Origin of the sequence: Bartonella sp. HY038, assembly GCF_014117425.1 — a bacterium.
Taxonomy (GTDB): Bacteria; Pseudomonadota; Alphaproteobacteria; order Rhizobiales; family Rhizobiaceae; genus HY038.
The window spans coordinates 1,901,708-1,918,359 of record NZ_CP059725.1; the positions used below are offsets into that span (position 1 = coordinate 1,901,708).

The 16,652-nt window shown below is 41.6% G+C and carries 12 protein-coding genes; 9 read left to right on the forward strand and 3 right to left on the reverse strand.

Annotated features, from left to right (window positions below; genetic code table 11):
* Positions 1 to 136 precede the first annotated feature (136 nt).
* Positions 137 to 3,811, reverse strand: coding sequence for an autotransporter outer membrane beta-barrel domain-containing protein (locus H3299_RS08195; protein ID WP_210276089.1), 3,675 nt, complete (start codon positions 3,809 to 3,811; stop codon positions 137 to 139).
* Positions 3,812 to 4,167: 356 nt separating this feature from the next.
* Positions 4,168 to 4,344 (reverse strand): DDE-type integrase/transposase/recombinase, encoded by a 177-nt coding sequence (locus H3299_RS08200; RefSeq protein ID WP_182417214.1) that lies wholly within the window; start codon positions 4,342 to 4,344, stop codon positions 4,168 to 4,170.
* A gap of 529 nt (positions 4,345 to 4,873) precedes the next feature.
* Between H3299_RS08200 and H3299_RS08205 the strand changes: the two genes are divergently transcribed.
* The 3 genes from H3299_RS08205 to H3299_RS08215 all read left to right on the forward strand — a co-directional run bounded on the left by H3299_RS08205 (position 4,874) and on the right by H3299_RS08215 (position 7,298).
* Positions 4,874 to 5,761 (forward strand): hypothetical protein, encoded by an 888-nt coding sequence (locus tag H3299_RS08205; protein ID WP_182417215.1) that lies wholly within the window; start codon positions 4,874 to 4,876, stop codon positions 5,759 to 5,761.
* 458 nt (positions 5,762 to 6,219) lie between these two features.
* Positions 6,220 to 6,666, forward strand: coding sequence for a MarR family winged helix-turn-helix transcriptional regulator (locus H3299_RS08210; protein WP_182417216.1), 447 nt, complete (start codon positions 6,220 to 6,222; stop codon positions 6,664 to 6,666).
* Between the two features lie 191 nt (positions 6,667 to 6,857).
* On the forward strand, positions 6,858 to 7,298 hold the full coding sequence (locus H3299_RS08215) for a hypothetical protein (RefSeq protein WP_182417217.1): 441 nt from the start codon (positions 6,858 to 6,860) through the stop codon (positions 7,296 to 7,298).
* Between the two features lie 35 nt (positions 7,299 to 7,333).
* Here the strand turns inward: H3299_RS08215 and thrC are convergent, their stop codons facing one another.
* Positions 7,334 to 8,731 carry a threonine synthase gene (gene thrC / locus H3299_RS08220; RefSeq protein WP_182417218.1) on the reverse strand — a complete coding sequence of 466 codons (1,398 nt, stop codon included), beginning with the start codon at positions 8,729 to 8,731 and terminating at the stop codon, positions 7,334 to 7,336.
* A 361-nt stretch (positions 8,732 to 9,092) separates the two neighbouring features.
* Between thrC and H3299_RS08225 the strand changes: the two genes are divergently transcribed.
* The 6 genes from H3299_RS08225 to H3299_RS08250 all read left to right on the forward strand — a co-directional run bounded on the left by H3299_RS08225 (position 9,093) and on the right by H3299_RS08250 (position 16,310).
* On the forward strand, positions 9,093 to 9,665 hold the full coding sequence (locus H3299_RS08225) for a hypothetical protein (protein WP_182417219.1): 573 nt from the start codon (positions 9,093 to 9,095) through the stop codon (positions 9,663 to 9,665).
* A 291-nt stretch (positions 9,666 to 9,956) separates the two neighbouring features.
* A complete protein-coding gene (locus H3299_RS08230) occupies positions 9,957 to 10,562 on the forward strand; it encodes a L,D-transpeptidase (RefSeq protein WP_182417220.1) in 606 nt (201 codons plus the stop codon).
* Positions 10,563 to 10,857: 295 nt separating this feature from the next.
* Positions 10,858 to 12,486, forward strand: coding sequence for a CTP synthase (locus tag H3299_RS08235; protein ID WP_182417221.1), 1,629 nt, complete (start codon positions 10,858 to 10,860; stop codon positions 12,484 to 12,486).
* 268 nt (positions 12,487 to 12,754) lie between these two features.
* Positions 12,755 to 13,597, forward strand: a complete 843-nt coding sequence (gene kdsA / locus H3299_RS08240) for a 3-deoxy-8-phosphooctulonate synthase (RefSeq protein WP_182417222.1) — start codon at positions 12,755 to 12,757, stop codon at positions 13,595 to 13,597.
* 83 nt (positions 13,598 to 13,680) lie between these two features.
* Positions 13,681 to 14,955, forward strand: a complete 1,275-nt coding sequence (gene eno, locus H3299_RS08245; protein ID WP_182417223.1) for a phosphopyruvate hydratase — start codon at positions 13,681 to 13,683, stop codon at positions 14,953 to 14,955.
* Positions 14,956 to 15,530: 575 nt separating this feature from the next.
* Positions 15,531 to 16,310, forward strand: coding sequence for a tetratricopeptide repeat protein (locus H3299_RS08250; protein ID WP_182419708.1), 780 nt, complete (start codon positions 15,531 to 15,533; stop codon positions 16,308 to 16,310).
* Positions 16,311 to 16,652: the final 342 nt, after the last annotated feature.

Genomic DNA, 16,652 nt, shown 5'->3' on the forward strand with positions numbered 1-16,652 from the left:
ATAATCTTAAAAAATAATTTCTCAAAAACGTTAAGAAAGCCTGTACGTGTGGGGATGTACAGGCTTTCTGCTTCTATAAAAAATTGGTGGGGGTTATAGAAGCAACTCATAAAATACGATTATGACATTATCAATGTTAGAATTGGTATTTAATTTTAATACCGCCACCACCACCTTGCCGCTGACCAACATAGCCTTGAGCATTAACATTAATGTTAAAATATTGATTAGTAGCTATTGGTTGGAAGTTGAAGCCAGCTTCAAATATGCCTGTACTTCCTTGCAATGATGGCTTGTCGAGATTGAACTCATAAGCTCTAGCTGCAATCTCACCATCAAACTCATATTCATAAGCGGCACCAATATAAGGTTTGAACTGCTGATTATATGCATAAGCATAACGTCCACCTATTTGTAGGCGTGAACTTTGGGCGCTATCAAAGCGTAGCTTTTCATTGCTAATTGTGACTGTGTCGCCATCCATATGTACCCATAAATAGCGACTATAGACATCAAGTGATTGTTTTTCATCAAAGTTAAAGACATAACCACCAGCAAGATGACCACCATAATAGCGGCTTTTACTATCATAGGAACCATGATAATCACCCTCTATCCGGTCAATCATATTATTGCCAACATCAAACCTACTGCTAGCACGCCCTGCACGTATTGATGCTTCAAGATAAACGCCATCAGCTTGATCAACGGCTAAATTGCTTACCCGTCCAAGACCAGTATTTGCAAAGTCTATGCGTCCAAAAAGTCCACCGCCTTTATAATCAGTAGAACCATCGCCATGAACAGAAGCAAAATTGGTAAAGCTATTATAGGTATCATAGGTACCGCGGCCATATTCAAAGAAGGCACCGACTGTTGCCTTATGTCCGACGCTAAAATCAAAACCTGTTGCAATACCAAGTGCCATGTTAAAGCCCTTAATATCGACATGGCTACCAGTATTATAACGCTGTGATGAGCCATTGGCGATCATGAAAGGAATAAAGGCTGGTCGGTTAACATCATCATCATTGGCGCGCACCATAATGCGTATATTATCAATACCTGCGGTTGAAATTAGATCATTTGCCTGATTAAGAAAGCCAAGAGCCGCTGCCCGTCCTTCTGAATAAGATTTAGACTGTGGGTTGACTTGAGCCGCTGAACCAGTGTCTGGATCAGGAGCAACAGGTGTGGGCCGTATCGCAGGATCTACTGGTGTAGGTGTAGGTTCTGGTGTAGGTTCTGGTGTAGGGGGTGTCGTATCCGCTTTTTGGCCAATAGTCAGTACAAATGCTTGATCGCTGCCATTTGGTTTTTGTGACAAGGTTGCTTCATAAATGATAAATTGACCCTGTTTGATTGTATAAGGGCTGGCTGACCATGTACCAGTTGTTTTAGTGATAAAAGTAATCTCATCGCCGTTTTTAAGACGGTTGCCGCTAGCGTTCATATCCGCAACGGTATGTTTAGTATCGGTTAAGTCAACAGCTGTACCACCAGTCGCAATTGACACAAGTGTGTCGCCATTGACTACGTCACTTGGCAGTGTCCAGTTATAATTTTCAAAATTATAAATACCTGATACAGTACCACGATAGCCAACAAGATTGAGCGTATTACCAGAAAACACATCAGCAATACTTATAGTATTGTCGCCATTCAAGCTATAACCACCATAGATAGAACCATATTTGGTAACCTTGCCAGCACTGTCACGTTCGCCAATCGTGATGTCTCCACCTTCCAGTGTAACAACGTTGCCTGTAGCCGAACCGCCAACGCCATCAACTGCGTCATTAATAGTTCCTTTAGCCCCTCCATGGCTATAACCTCCGTAGATATCGCCCCAGATTAACGAAGTGCCAGAAACACTGACCTCGTTGCGGTTAACATCGCCGCCAGTGCCGCCAGTGCCAGTGCGGCCAGTGTCAAAGCCAGCGCCGCCAGCGCCGCCAATACTCAAACCACCATAAACCGAACCGCCACCCATACCACCTACACCGCCGCCGCCAGAGCTGGCAGGGCCAGAGCCGCCAGCGCCGCCAGAGCCGCCCTGCGATCCAGTCAAATGCACATCCGTTAATGTAACTGTATTGCCGCTAACATTGCCGCCATTGCCGCCATTGCCGCCATTGCCGCTATTGCCATTGCTATCGCCATAACCGCCAGTGCCACCAATGCTCAAACCACCATAAACCGAACCACCACCCATACCACCTACACCGCCGCCGCCAGTGGTGCTAGAGTTGCCAGTGCCAGAGCCGCCAGTGCCGCCCTGCGATCCAGTCAAATGCACATCCGTTAATGTAACTGAATTGCCGCTAACAGCACCGCCAGTGCCGCCATTACCGCCAGTGCCATTGCCATTGCCAATGCCGACGCCGCCAGTGCCGCCGATGCTCAAACCACCATAAACCGAACCACCACCCATACCACCTACACCGCCGCCAGCGCCATTGCCGCCAGTGCCGCCCTGCGATCCAGTCAAATGCACATCCGTTAATGTAACTGTATTGCCGCTAACATTGCCGCCAGAGCCGCCAGAGCCGCCATTGCCACCATCGACATGGCCATAGCCGCCAGCGCCGCCAATGCTCAAACCACCATAAACCGAACCACCACCCATACCACCTACAATGCCGCTGCCATAGCGAGAGCCAGAGCCAGAGCCGCCCTGCGATCCAGTTAAATGCACACCCGTTAATGTAACTGTATTGCCGCTAACAACACCACCAGAGCCACCAACGACGACATTGCCATTGCCAATGCCAATGCCAGAGCCGCCAGTGCCGCCAATGCTCAAACCACCATAAACCGAACCACCACCCATACCACCTACACTGCCGCCGCCATAGCCAGTGCCATTGCCAGCGCCAGAGCCGCCCTGCGATCCAGTCAAATGCACATCCGTTAATGTAATTGTATTGCCGCTAACATTGCCGCCAGTGCCGCCATTGCCGCCAGTGCCGCTAACGACATTGCCGCTAGTGCTAGTGCCGCCATCGCCAAAGCCGCCAGCGCCGCCAATGCTCAAACCACCATAAACCGAACCACCACCCATACCACCTACACCGCCGCCGCCATGGCCATAGCCATAGCCAGCGCCAGCACCGCCCTGCGATCCAATTAAATGCACATCCGTTAATGTAACTGTATTGTCGCTAACATTGCCGCCAGAGCCGCCAGAGCCGCCAGAGCCATCGCCACCAGCGCCGCCAATGCTCAAACCACCATAAACCGAACCACCACCCATACCACCTACACTGCCGCCGCCATTACTATAGTTAGTGAGAGGCGCGCCATCTGGCGCTTTGTTGTCGGCGCCATCAATTCCGCCCCAATCATACTCGATGTTTTGCATGATGATTGTATTATTAATAATACCTTTACCGTCGCTCCCGTTTGTGTTTTGTTGATTTCCAGCTGTACCAACACTGACCCCACCATAGATAACGTAAGGAGCCACTGGATCAGAAAGATTTGCTTGCGTGCTCCACACCTGACGGCCACCGGTGGCTGTTAAATCTGCACCATCAGCTGGCTTAATTGTTATTATATTGCCTGTATAAATATTTTGGCCTGCACCGCTATCATAACCAAAAAGGCTTTTATAGGAACTGCTATTACCCGTTGGGTCTTGATGGAGTTTAGATGAAGCATCATCTGGACTACCAGTATAAACAATATTATTCTCTGCAACGGCTCCTGATAAACCTACGGTTGCGATTACAGCTGTACTAACTGCTATAGTTAAGGCAAAGCGCGATGCCGAGCATTTTAAATTAAAGCATTTATCTAAACGAGCCATAATGGAATTTTTCTCTCTTTAAAAAATAATAATACCCGATATTACTGGTTATAAGCCTTATAATTGCTGAACCTAAATATTGAGATAACTTAAAACGGTAATTTTATTAAAAGTAAATAACAAAGGTTACAATTTTCAGTGAAGTCCTTATAATATATGCTTTTTACATGCTTATATACCAAATATAGAAGATATAAACTAATTAGATCATTCTAATTTATCATTGAAACGGGCATATAATATTCTGCCTACTTGAAATATTTGAACCCCATCCAAATTAATTCTACGCTAAAATTAGCTTTATTAAAATTTAGGACCTTGTCGCAAATTATAGTTCGCTTGGCCGTCTTGAATGATTAAATTTTACCACTTTGTGAAATTGGTCTTTTAAGCCGAGAATGATCGCTTTCAATGCCTTGTTGTAGTTTCTTGATCGCATAATGAATGTGCTTTTTAGAAAACACATTATCTCCAGTCAATGACTGCAAGGCACTAGGAAAAGCTTTTGCTTTATCTGTTCCAATTTTTGCCAAGGGGGATTAAACTGCAAAGAGCCGATCATCTATGAAAGCCTTGCTAAAAAAGCGTATGGCCGCACCTTTATCCCTCGATGCTTTTGTCAAAAAATCAATGGAGACGCCGTGTTTATCATGAGCTAAGATAGAGATATTTCCGCAAATCTAACCCTTGGCCTTTAACCTTGATAGTGGTCTCATCAATACGAACTGAACCGCAATGAGCTTTTCTAAAATTCCGCAAACATTTTTCTTGTTTGGCGCATATTTTAATATCCCTATAGCTTAAACAATAACGCAGATACTTGTTTGTAGCCTGAATAATGATCATTGCGTCAAAGTGCCGAACTATTAAAATCATTCCTTGCACAATGAAATAATTTATTCTTTAATCTTTCTAGCATCTATGTCTCCCTAAAACAGGAAAGCATAGTCTCAATCTTTCATATTTTTTACGTTAACTGAGAATTACAATTAATATTTGCGACAAAGCCTTATTGTTACAGCAATAAAGGCGAAATTTGGTAATTGTAACGAGAGGTAGAAAATGGCAAATTTGTTTGAAGTTCATGATGAAAGGACGGAAGAAAATTTCTCTGGCCCAATGGTTGAAATTACGGATAGTTCCAATCGAGATATTTACAAAAAAATATCAGCGCGTTTCAATCTTCGAGGATTTGAAGATTATTCAGATAAAATAGACGAGTATGAATGTAATTCTATACAGATTTATACTGAAAATATTTTAAAAAATAAGTTTAAATTTAACCCGAATTTCAGCCATATAAAAAATAAAGAAAAAATTGAATGTTTCACTATTGCTGGTGAAGGGAGTTTTGCCCCCGATTTCAATATGATTACAGAGTTTAACCAATTTCCAAATGTAAAAAGTTTTTTAGCAGGATTTAAGTTTGGAAAAAATATTACATCACTTTTTCCTTCACTTGAAGCGTTATGTATAATGGGTTGGCGGTTTAGTAAGTTTAAAACACTTGGTGATGCATGGCCTAATCTTCGGTATTTAGCGCTTACAGGTTTTAGTGATGATCTTGAAATTTTTGCAGGCCGCGATTTAAGACGTATTAACTTACAAGAATCTACTCAAGAAGATTTTGAAAAATTTTCATTATTTCCTAATCTAAAAGCTCTTGGATTTACCTTTCCAAGAGGTGAGGCAGATATTTCAGCACTTTCTGATATGAATTCACTGGAAGCACTCAATATTGAAGGTGGTAAGAAGCTTTTTGGTTGGAAAAATTTTTATAGTTCCACTTTAAAGCGTCTTTATGCGAATTATTGTCCATTAGAAAATTTAAAAGAACATTTTCCAAATCTTGAAGATTATGCAATTAACTTTCGAATGGATGGGCCAAGGGTCAATCAACAAAGAGGTGGTGATATGGGTAAACTGCAATTGTGTTATACAGAAAAATAAATATTATATTTTATAAATTATTATCAAGATTTAGAATAGCTTTGTCTTTTATTAAAAGGATGTTTTTTCAAGCCTGCAAACTAATTTGCATAAACTTTATTTAAATATAGTCAATCATATATTGTTCAAACATCATATTAAAGCGGCTCATTGTAGCTTCCCAATTTGGGATAGGACATTGTCCATTTTTGCAAGCTGCTATGATCGCGCGCATATCACTTTTACAGCATCAGCAGTTAAGAATGTCTTTTTCTTTTTGCTAGCAAGGCAAATGACATTAACTAAAGTTTTAAGCACCTGATTTTAATGGATATATAGACAGTAAACTGCAGTTATAAAGTTTCTTATAGATCCTTCTTGAGTTTTATTCTCAATTAATTCGCTAATACCAAGTTGTTGGCAAATTAATTAGCCAATTTTTGATTGACAATACATTGTCATTATGACAATATATTACCATGAATAAAAATTTAGATCCCATGAGTAGTTTTGCGATAAGCTTGTTTCGCGCCCACCAAGCCTTGATGGATTGTGGCGAGGCAATTGCAAACAAGCATGATATGAGTGCGGCAAGATGGAAATTTCTTGGCGCGCTAGCATTAGCACAAGCACCATTAACCGTTCCGCAAATTGCACAAGATATGGGACTTACCAGACAAGCAGTGCAACGCTTGGCCGATGAGATGAATGAGCTTTTATATGTAGAAGTTCATATAAACCCAATTCATAAACGGTCAAAACTTTATAGCCTAACCAGACTTGGTGAAGAATTATATAACCGCATCAATGATGATTGGTTAAAGATCGCAGAGCAATTACAAGCAAAATTCAGCCCACAAGAAGTGAGCCAAAGCATTAATAATTTGGATAAGTTTTGCAAGGCGTTTGAGGATTTAGCAAAATGAAATAATCGATTAGGGCTAATCGCAATCACTATTAATAAAAGTCTGATGTTGGCATGAATTAACAACTTAGCCAACGCGATAAATATAATGTTAAAATTCCGCTGAGTTAAAAATGACAGTCGCTTTATAAGCGTGCGAATAATATCGCATCGCTGCTTGTTAAGCTCGCCCTCAATATAGGATATTAAAAAATGAAGAAAATTGCCCTCTGCCATAGATTGGCGGCAATGATGAGTTGCGCCTTATTGCTAGCGTTTTGGCTTTCCACCATATTATCAGAAATTTTTGGCAGCCTAGCCTGCATTATTGCCGTAAAATACTTAATCAGCTATGCTATTTTTCTGCTTATTATATGCTTTATGATGACAGCTATAACCGGTATGAAATTTTCACAAAAATCAAATAATCCAATCATAAAAAAGAAGAAAATACGCATGCCATTTATAGCATTAAATGGCCTATTTATTTTAATGCCATCAGCATTTTTCCTAAAAAATGCGGCCTTACATCAACAATTCAATACAGTTTTTTGGTTTGTACAAAGCATTGAGCTTATCTTCGGCGCAATCAATATTATTTTAGTATTCCAAAATATCAGCTTTGGCATAAAGTTAAAGAAACAGCGCAGCTAAATAAAAAGCCCGGCTTTTTACCGGGCTTTTATAATTTACGCTAAAACACGTGATGTCTTTTTAATATAAGCCTTCAAAGCATTTTCATCATTTGGAAGCACCTCAAAATGCTCCTTGCGCTCCATCAAATCATCAAGCCAAATGGGTAATTGTGGTGTGACTGATGCCGCGGCTTCCACTGCTTCAGGGAATTTCGCCGGATGCGCCGTTGACAAAATCACCATTGGAACATTGGCATCAGCAAACTGGCGCGATACTTTAACCGCAGTTGCCGTATGAGGATCCGCAACATAATTATTGCTTTGGTAAATATCATGAATAAGGGTTGCTGTTTCCGGCATAGTGCTGCTACCAGCGGCAAAAAGCGCGGATATTGCCTGCATTTGCTTTTCTTCCAAGGTAAAAGCACCTGATTGCTTTAGCGAATCCATTTGCCGTTTAATAGCAGGTGCATCACGGCCATTGCTTTCAAACAATAGGCGCTCAAAATTTGACGATACCTGAATATCCATAGATGGCGATGTGGTATGGATAATGCCTTTTGTCTCATAGACGCCCGTTTTTAATGTGCGCGCTAAAATGTCATTATCATTGGTAGCAATGACCAGTTTAGCAATTGGCAAGCCCATGCGAGAAGCAACAAAGCCTGCGAAAATATCACCAAAATTACCTGTGGGCACTGCAAAGGATACAGCACGATCTGGCGCACCAAGGGAAACAGCCGCTGAGAAATAATAAACAACCTGCGCCATAATGCGCGCCCAATTAATGGAATTAACACCAGAAATAGCTAATTCATCGCGGAATTTATGGTCGTTAAATAAAGCTTTTACCAAAGCCTGACAATCATCAAAATTGCCTTCAATCGCAAGAGCATGAACATTTGCGGCTTTACTGGAAGTCATCTGGCGTTGTTGTACAGGAGATACACGCCCTTTGGGGAAAAGAATAAAAATATCAGTACTTTCACGATTGGCAAAAGCTTCAATTGCCGCGCCGCCAGTATCGCCTGAAGTCGCGCCAATAATTGTGGCACGCTTGCCATTTTCGCCCAATATGTGATCCATCAACCGCGCAAGTAATTGCATTGCAACATCTTTAAATGCCAATGTTGGACCGTGAAATAATTCTAAGATGAATTCATTGCTTGAAGTTTGCACTAAAGGGCAAGTTGCTGGGTGATGGAATGTTGCATAAGCTTCATCAACCATCATATCAAAAACACTGCGCTCAATCTCGCCTTCAACAAAAGGCCACAAAACTGCTTTGGCTATTGCTGAGTAAGATTTTCCGCGTAAAGCACGAATGGCACCTGGTGAAAATTGCGGATAAGTCTCTGGCACATAAAGGCCGCCATCATAAGCAAGCCCTGCCATAACCGCATCTTTAAACCCAAGAATGGGAGCCTCTCCCCGTGTGCTTATATATTTCATATTATTTAAAAGCTCCTGATATAATTTTCATCAAAGATATCAATTAGCTTGGTTCTAAAGCCAAGCCCCGTCAACTAAAACTCGGTTTAGCACAAGTTTACCTTGTGCTTCCACACCCAATTATAAAAAAACACTATTGAAAATAATTTTTCATAAATATCAAGCGCAACAAGCGACCAAATTGCAACCATTAGACAAAAAAAGAGCTTAGTTTTACAAATGTATGATTATTTGCTGTTATTTTTGCCGAAGAATCGATAAAAACCTTGAAAAATGCCATAAATTGCATAAAAAGTTCATAGCGGCGTTTTGGCAGTGCTATAAAAGCCACCAAATAATAGTTTTTTGGAAAGATAATTTTATGATAAAAGCAGGATTGTCACGTTTTGTTTCGAGCAGCGCTGTTATTTTAGCCGCTTGCACTTTTATAGGTGGCTGCACCTCTAATAAGGTTGCAAGTGAACCAACCATCACTGCAGAAGAATTACGTGCTTGGTGCCCAGCTGTTACTATGGATACCGACACTGCTTTTTATAATACCTATACACGCGGTGGCGATGGCAAACCTGACCAAGTAATTTATCAAGCAAATTTTGCTAATGTTACTCGTACTTGCCAATATCCAGCAGGACAAATTTCGATGACTGTTGCTGCAGCAGGACGCATTGTACCAGGTCCCAAATTTGCAGGCGGTACTGTAACTATGCCAATTTTGGTAAAAGCAGTCGAAGGCAACCGCGTTATCTATTCAAAAAAATATAGCTATTCTGTTCCAATTACGAGCCGTACCGAAGCAACGCAATTTATCTTCAAAGACGATCAAGTCTCGTTCCCAACACCACAAGGCAAAAATGTTAAGATATTTGTTAGCTTTGACGTTAAAGCGCCTGCACGCGCTGTAGTTGATACTTTTGGTTCGGTTGTGACTGAATAAGCTAATCCAAACCCAATAATTGACAAAGCAGTCAAATGCGTTTCATTTGGCTGCTTTTGTTGTCTAAACGGAAGTAAATCAGCCTAAAAACGCAATTTTTCAATATTATCGTCGTTAATAGGATTTATTCCATTTTTACAGTGAGCGGAACACAGTAGCTTTACTGTTGCAACAATGCCATAGATAATGAAATTATCTTTTTATACCAATATGATGATTGCATATTTATAGTGTGCGAATTATGGTTGGGCAATCTCCAATCATTGCCCACACCACTGGACTATATGCGTCATGATCAAGCATCTTTTTTTAACTGGCCTTGCCAGTATTATCCTTTCATCAACTGCTTTTGCAGCGCCTGCAACATCAGCATCAACCGGTGATGCTGCAGTATCACAGGTTAAGATTCCTGCAGTTAATAGCTATAATGTCAATGAAAAATATCGCGCTCAAACCGTTGATTTTTCAGGCTACAAACCAGGCACTATTGTTATTGATCCTAAAAATTATTTTCTTTATTATGTTGAATCATCAACCAAAGCACGCCGCTATGGTATCGCAGTTGGTAAGCAAGGTCTTGAATTCCAAGGCTCTGCCAAGATTAAATTTAAGCGCGAATGGCCACGTTGGATCCCAACCAAGGATATGGTAAAGCGCAATCCAACGCATTATGGCAAATTTGCTAATGGCATGGATGGCGGCCCTGGTAATCCACTTGGTGCGCGCGCTCTTTATTTGTGGCAAGGTAATAAAGATACATATATCCGCATTCATGGTACAGTACAGCCTTGGACAATTGGCTCTTCTGCTTCAAATGGTTGTTTCCGCATGGTCAATGAAGATGTGCTTGATCTTTATGACCGCGTGGAACTTGGTAGCGAAGTCATCGTTTTATAAATTCCTGATGCAAAAACACTTTACTGCATTTAACAAAAAGCGGGTTTTTCCCGCTTTTTGTTTTTCAATTAAACATATTTGCACTCACTAAACCTATCACCATAAACTGCACAATCAAATTAAATTAACTTATAAAGTTGATAAGCAGCAAGCTTATTGCCACTAACTATAATTTTAACAAATAATAAATTGGACCATGGCATTTTAGACCATTCAAAAAAACGCAGTTTATAAATGTTAAATTGTCTATTTTCCCCTAGCAGAATCATAAAAAAATCATTATCAAAATAATCCCATGGCGCGATATGTTTTCATTACTGGCGGCGTGGTTTCTTCCCTTGGAAAAGGCATAGCCGCAGCAGCATTGGCTGCACTCTTACAAGCACGCGGATACCGTGTACGGATCCGTAAGCTTGACCCTTATCTTAACGTAGATCCAGGCACGATGTCGCCTTACCAACATGGTGAGGTCTTTGTGACGGATGATGGTGCAGAGACCGATTTAGACCTTGGTCACTATGAGCGTTTTACGGGACGCTCCGCCAACAAACATGACAATATTACCACTGGTCGTATTTACCGCAATATTATTGAGCGGGAACGGCGCGGTGATTATCTTGGTGGCACAGTTCAGGTCATCCCGCATGTTACTGACGAGATTAAGAATTTCGTCACATCGGGTAATGATGACTATGATTTCGTATTATGCGAAATTGGTGGTACTGTTGGTGATATTGAGGCAATGCCTTTCCTTGAAGCTATTCGGCAATTGCATAATGAATTGCCACGTCAAAGTGCAGTTTTCGTGCATTTGACGTTGATGCCCTATATCCCAGCTGCTGGCGAACTTAAAACCAAACCAACCCAGCACTCGGTTAAAGAGTTGCAGGCACTTGGTATTGCTCCCGATATTCTTTTGGTGCGGGCAGATCGTCCTATTCCAGAAGCTGAACGGCGCAAGCTTTCACTCTTTTGTAATGTTCGTCCAACTGCAGTTATTCAAGCTCTTGATGTTACGTCTATTTATGATGTGCCTATTGCCTATCATAAAGAAGGCCTTGACAATGAAGTTCTAGCAGCATTTGGCATTGATCCAGCACCTAAACCTCGGCTTGAGCGTTGGCAGGAAATTATGACTCGTACCCATAATCCTGAAGGTGAAGTAACCATTGCCATTGTTGGTAAATATACTGGCCTTAAAGATGCCTATAAGTCGTTGATCGAAGCGTTATCCCATGGTGGCATGGCTAACCGTGTGCGTGTAAACTTGGAATGGATCGAATCGGAAGTATTCGAGAAAGAAGATCCAAGCCCCTATCTTGAAAAAGTGCATGGCATTTTGGTTCCAGGCGCATTTGGTTTGCGTGGTGCTGAAGGCAAAATTGCTGCAACTCGTTTTGCGCGTGAGCGTAAGGTGCCGTTTTTTGGCATTTGCTTTGGTATGCAAATGGCATGTGTAGAAGCTGCTCGTAATCTTGCTGGCATTACTGATGCATCATCAACCGAATTTGGTACAACGGCCCACCCTATTGTTGGTCTTATGACCGAATGGGCAAAGGGCGAAGCTTTAGAAAAACGATCTGCGGCAGGTGATCTTGGTGGCACAATGCGCCTTGGTGCTTATGAAGCACGCTTAAAAGAAGGCACGCATATTGCCAGCATTTATGGCAAGCCGCTTATTTCCGAGCGTCATCGTCACCGCTATGAAGTCAATGCTGATTATAAAGAACAACTTGAACAACATGGCTTGGTATTTTCTGGCATGTCACCTGATGGTCTCTTGCCTGAAACGGTGGAATATGCTGATCATCCTTGGTTCATTGGTGTGCAATATCACCCAGAGCTAAAGTCACGGCCATTTGAACCGCATCCACTTTTTGCGTCTTTCATCGCCGCTGCGATTGATCAAAGTCGTTTGGTCTAATTTTATTTAAGCCAATTCTTTTAGGCTTTAAGATTTTATCAACTTTAAAAAGCGGCAGAAATTGCCGCTTTTTTTATTGGTTCTATGGCTAACATTTTCAGCTTTACAAACTCATCGCTTTTAGCTTCAAATCTTTTATTAAAGCTTTGGCGATTGGCATCACAGCAAGTGTGGGAAAACCCTTCATTAAAATGAATATAGCCTTTTAAATGTCATGGGAACGTATTATGTTAGCCTTGAAAAAATCGAAAAGATTTATGGAGCAGGTATGCAAAACCCTAATTCCACTATTCAAGTTGGAAATGTAACATTTGATAATCACGCACCTTTAAGCCTTATTGCTGGCCCTTGCCAAATGGAAAGCAGAGATCACGCTTTTGACATGGCTGGTGCGTTAAAAGAAATCACTGATCGTTTGGGAATGGGGCTTGTTTATAAATCAAGCTTTGACAAAGCCAACCGCACCTCGCTTAAAGCCCAGCGCGGCTTGGGTCTTGAACAGGCACTTGAAATATTTGCTGACCTTAAAAAAGAATTTGGCTTCCCTGTTTTAACCGATATTCACACTGAAGAACAATGCGCGGCAGTTGCCCCTGTTATTGACGTGTTGCAAATTCCCGCATTTTTATGTCGCCAAACCGATTTATTGATTGCAGCAGCCAAAACTGGTCGGGTTATCAATATTAAAAAGGGGCAATTTTTAGCTCCTTGGGACATGAAAAACGTTCTTGCCAAGGTAACTGAAAGCGGCAACCCTAACGTTATGGCTTGTGAGCGCGGTGTTTCCTTTGGTTATAACACGCTCGTTTCCGATATGCGCTCCTTGCCGATTATGGCAAGTTTTGGCGCACCAGTGATTTTTGATGCCACCCATTCGGTGCAGCAACCTGGCGGGCTTGGTGGCTCATCTGGTGGGCAGCGCGAATTTGTTGAGACTTTGGCACGCGCAGCAATTTCCATTGGTGTTGCCGGTGTCTTTATTGAAACGCATCAAGACCCAGATAATGCGCCATCCGATGGGCCTAATATGATTAAATTATCTAATCTTGAAGCCTTGTTGGAGCGTTTAATGGCATTTGATGCTTTAGCTAAAAAGTTTCAAAACCAATAAGGCGCAACCATAATAACCCATTATTATGACCATAACCGTCATTTTAACTTAAAAGAGCCAATCAATTAAAAAGGATTTTCCTAATGACTGCTATTATTGATATTGTCGGGCGTGAAATTTTAGATAGCCGTGGCAACCCAACAGTTGAAGTTGATGTTTACTTGGAAGATGGCTCTTTTGGCCGTGCAGCGGTTCCATCTGGCGCATCAACTGGCGCTCACGAAGCGGTGGAATTGCGTGATGGCGGCAGCCGTTATCAAGGTAAAGGCGTATTGAAAGCCGTTGCCGCAGTTAATGGTGAATTGCTTGAAGCTTTGGGCGGTATGGACGCTGAAGATCAAATTTCTATTGATGAAACCATGATCGCCTTGGATGGCACACCAAACAAAGCACGCCTTGGCGCAAATTCCATTCTTGGCGTTTCGCTTGCAACTGCAAAAGCTGCGTCAATGGCGTGCAACTTGCCACTTTATCGCTATGTTGGTGGTACTCAAGCCCATATTTTGCCAACCCCAATGATGAATATTATCAATGGTGGTATGCATGCTGATAATCCAATTGATTTCCAAGAATTCATGATTATTCCAGTTGGCGCACCAAGCTTGAGTGAAGCTGTGCGTTATGGCGCTGAAATCTTCCATACTTTGAAAAAGCGTTTGAAAGGTGCTGGACATAATACCAATGTTGGTGATGAAGGTGGTTTTGCACCCAATATTATGAGTGCAGAAGCTGCTCTTGAGTTTATTGTGGAATCAATTGAGCAAGCCGGCTTTAAACCAGGCACTGATGTTGCCCTTGGTCTTGATTGTGCATCAACCGAATTTTATAAAGACGGTCAATATGTTTATAGCGGCGAAGGTAAAAGCCGCAATGCACAAGAGCAAGCTGAATATTTGCAAAGCCTTTGCAATGCTTTCCCAATTATTTCAATTGAAGATGGCATGGCCGAAGATGATTGGGACGGCTGGAAATATCTTACCGACCTTATTGGTAAAAAATGCCAGTTGGTTGGCGACGATCTTTTTGTTACCAATTCAGCTCGCTTGCGCGATGGCATTAAAATGGGTGTCGCCAATTCAATTCTTGTTAAAGTTAACCAGATTGGCACATTGAGCGAAACCCTCGATGCCGTTGAAACAGCCCATAAGGCCGGTTATACTGCGGTTATGTCGCATCGTTCTGGTGAAACTGAAGATGCAACAATTGCTGATCTTGCAGTTGCAACCAATTGCGGTCAAATTAAAACTGGCTCGCTTGCGCGTTCCGACCGGCTCGCTAAATATAACCAGCTTATCCGCATTGAAGAAGAACTTGGCAGCCAAGCTCGTTATGCTGGTAAAAGCGCATTTCGCTTCTAATCAAATATTACACCATTAAAGTTTAAAAGCGGGGGAAACCCCGCTTTTTTGTAATAATACCTTAATGCATTATAAACTGCATTTTCGACTAACTTGCTTACATATTAATAATAAACCCATTAAATAACAATAAGTTGCCTTAATCCATCAATGCCCTATTGATTCGCTTTCAATTACATTACGAATCGCTAATTAAAGGATTACCTAATTATTAAAGCAACCTATGGTTTTAAGCGCCAAACAGCATAAATTAACTATAAACCCATAGGATTTTATGGCTGAATAGCTATAATTTTGTGTTGTTTGTGCAACAGAGTCATTTTAAGCAACATAGCAGATAGCGCAACGCACAATTTTGCCTAGTTCCCGCCACAAAAACCAAGCAAGATGAATATATCGCAAGATATAAGATTGTAATCTTGTGAAAAAAACAAACAAAAATATATATCTTAGGTAGCAATGAAGTTTGTGTTTTTGAAAATAGTCTAATTTTACTCATAGATAAAACACAAACCTAAATTATAATAGTTCAAAAGAAGCATAAAACTATTAGAGATGTTGGAAAGCAGTATATGATGGTTTATTTCAAAAAACAGACATTACCGGTTATCGGTGTCATCCTTGCATTAGGGATGTCGTCTGCTTTTGCGCTTGACCCATCAATTGACACTTCTAACGAAAATCCTTTTGAATTTTTTAAAACTGGCGTTACCGCCTATAAAAGTGGCCATAAGGATGAGGCGATCAAGTCCCTGCGTTATGCCGCCGATATGGGCCATACAGGTGCTAAGTGGAAGCTTGCCCGCATGTATGCAGATGGTGATGGCATTCATGAAAACGATACTGAGGCTTATGATTTATTTACAAAAATTGTAAATGACTCTATTGATCCTGGCTCGCAAAACGAAACTTATGTTTCTGATGCTCTTGTTGCCCTTGCTGATTATAATCGCAAAGGTATTCCCGGGAAATTGCGAGCTGATAAGGCAAAGGCGCGTAGCCTTTATGTGCAGGCAGCCTCCAATTATGGTAACCCTGAAGCACAGTATAAGCTTGGGCGTATGCTGATTGACGGTGAAGGCGGAGACAAAAATCCGATGCAAGCAGCGCGCTGGTTCCAGCTTTCTGCTCGTAAAGGTAATCCTGCAGCGCAAGCTATGCTTGGCAATATGTTATTTCAAGCTGGTAAAACGGTACGTGGTTTAGCGATGATGACTGCCGCTTATGACCGTGCATTACCTGAGGACCGTGAGTGGATCCAAAAAATGCAGGAAAGCGCTTTTGCTATTGCAGGTGAGTCAGACCGCCGTACCGCGATTACTCTTGCTAATGACTTAATTAAAAAAGGCCAATAGGTTTTTATATAAGCGCTGAACAACATCGCCCGAACCATTTTTCTGGCATTTGGAATACTCAAGACGGTTTCTTCTTTTATTGGATTTTCAAAATACATCAATATTGATGAAAATTGTTGCTTGCAACAACGGTTCCCACCTGTGTTATCGATACGCAATTGCGGTGCGTTGTTCAATTTAGTCTCATTTTTAAAAAACAATTGGATTAGCAATTTACAAAAGCTTCTTGCTATAAATTGCAATTAAACCGACTCATCAACGCCTTTAAACCCAGTTCACATTTTATTGAGCCACGCTTATGAAGCATCATCCGCAAATGAGCGCCCTGCTCTACAAGAGTTA

What these genes read in the sequence shown, in the direction of transcription:
- H3299_RS08195 (WP_210276089.1), bottom strand. Translation starts at nt 3,811, where the DNA reads ATGGCTCGTTTAGATAAATGCTTTAATTTAAAATGCTCGGCATCGCGC.
- H3299_RS08205 (WP_182417215.1), top strand. Translation starts at nt 4,874, where the DNA reads ATGGCAAATTTGTTTGAAGTTCATGATGAAAGGACGGAAGAAAATTTC.
- H3299_RS08210 (WP_182417216.1), top strand. Translation starts at nt 6,220, where the DNA reads ATGAATAAAAATTTAGATCCCATGAGTAGTTTTGCGATAAGCTTGTTT.
- H3299_RS08215 (WP_182417217.1), top strand. Translation starts at nt 6,858, where the DNA reads ATGAAGAAAATTGCCCTCTGCCATAGATTGGCGGCAATGATGAGTTGC.
- thrC (WP_182417218.1), bottom strand. Translation starts at nt 8,731, where the DNA reads ATGAAATATATAAGCACACGGGGAGAGGCTCCCATTCTTGGGTTTAAA.
- H3299_RS08225 (WP_182417219.1), top strand. Translation starts at nt 9,093, where the DNA reads ATGATAAAAGCAGGATTGTCACGTTTTGTTTCGAGCAGCGCTGTTATT.
- H3299_RS08230 (WP_182417220.1), top strand. Translation starts at nt 9,957, where the DNA reads ATGATCAAGCATCTTTTTTTAACTGGCCTTGCCAGTATTATCCTTTCA.
- H3299_RS08235 (WP_182417221.1), top strand. Translation starts at nt 10,858, where the DNA reads ATGGCGCGATATGTTTTCATTACTGGCGGCGTGGTTTCTTCCCTTGGA.
- kdsA (WP_182417222.1), top strand. Translation starts at nt 12,755, where the DNA reads ATGCAAAACCCTAATTCCACTATTCAAGTTGGAAATGTAACATTTGAT.
- eno (WP_182417223.1), top strand. Translation starts at nt 13,681, where the DNA reads ATGACTGCTATTATTGATATTGTCGGGCGTGAAATTTTAGATAGCCGT.
- H3299_RS08250 (WP_182419708.1), top strand. Translation starts at nt 15,531, where the DNA reads ATGGTTTATTTCAAAAAACAGACATTACCGGTTATCGGTGTCATCCTT.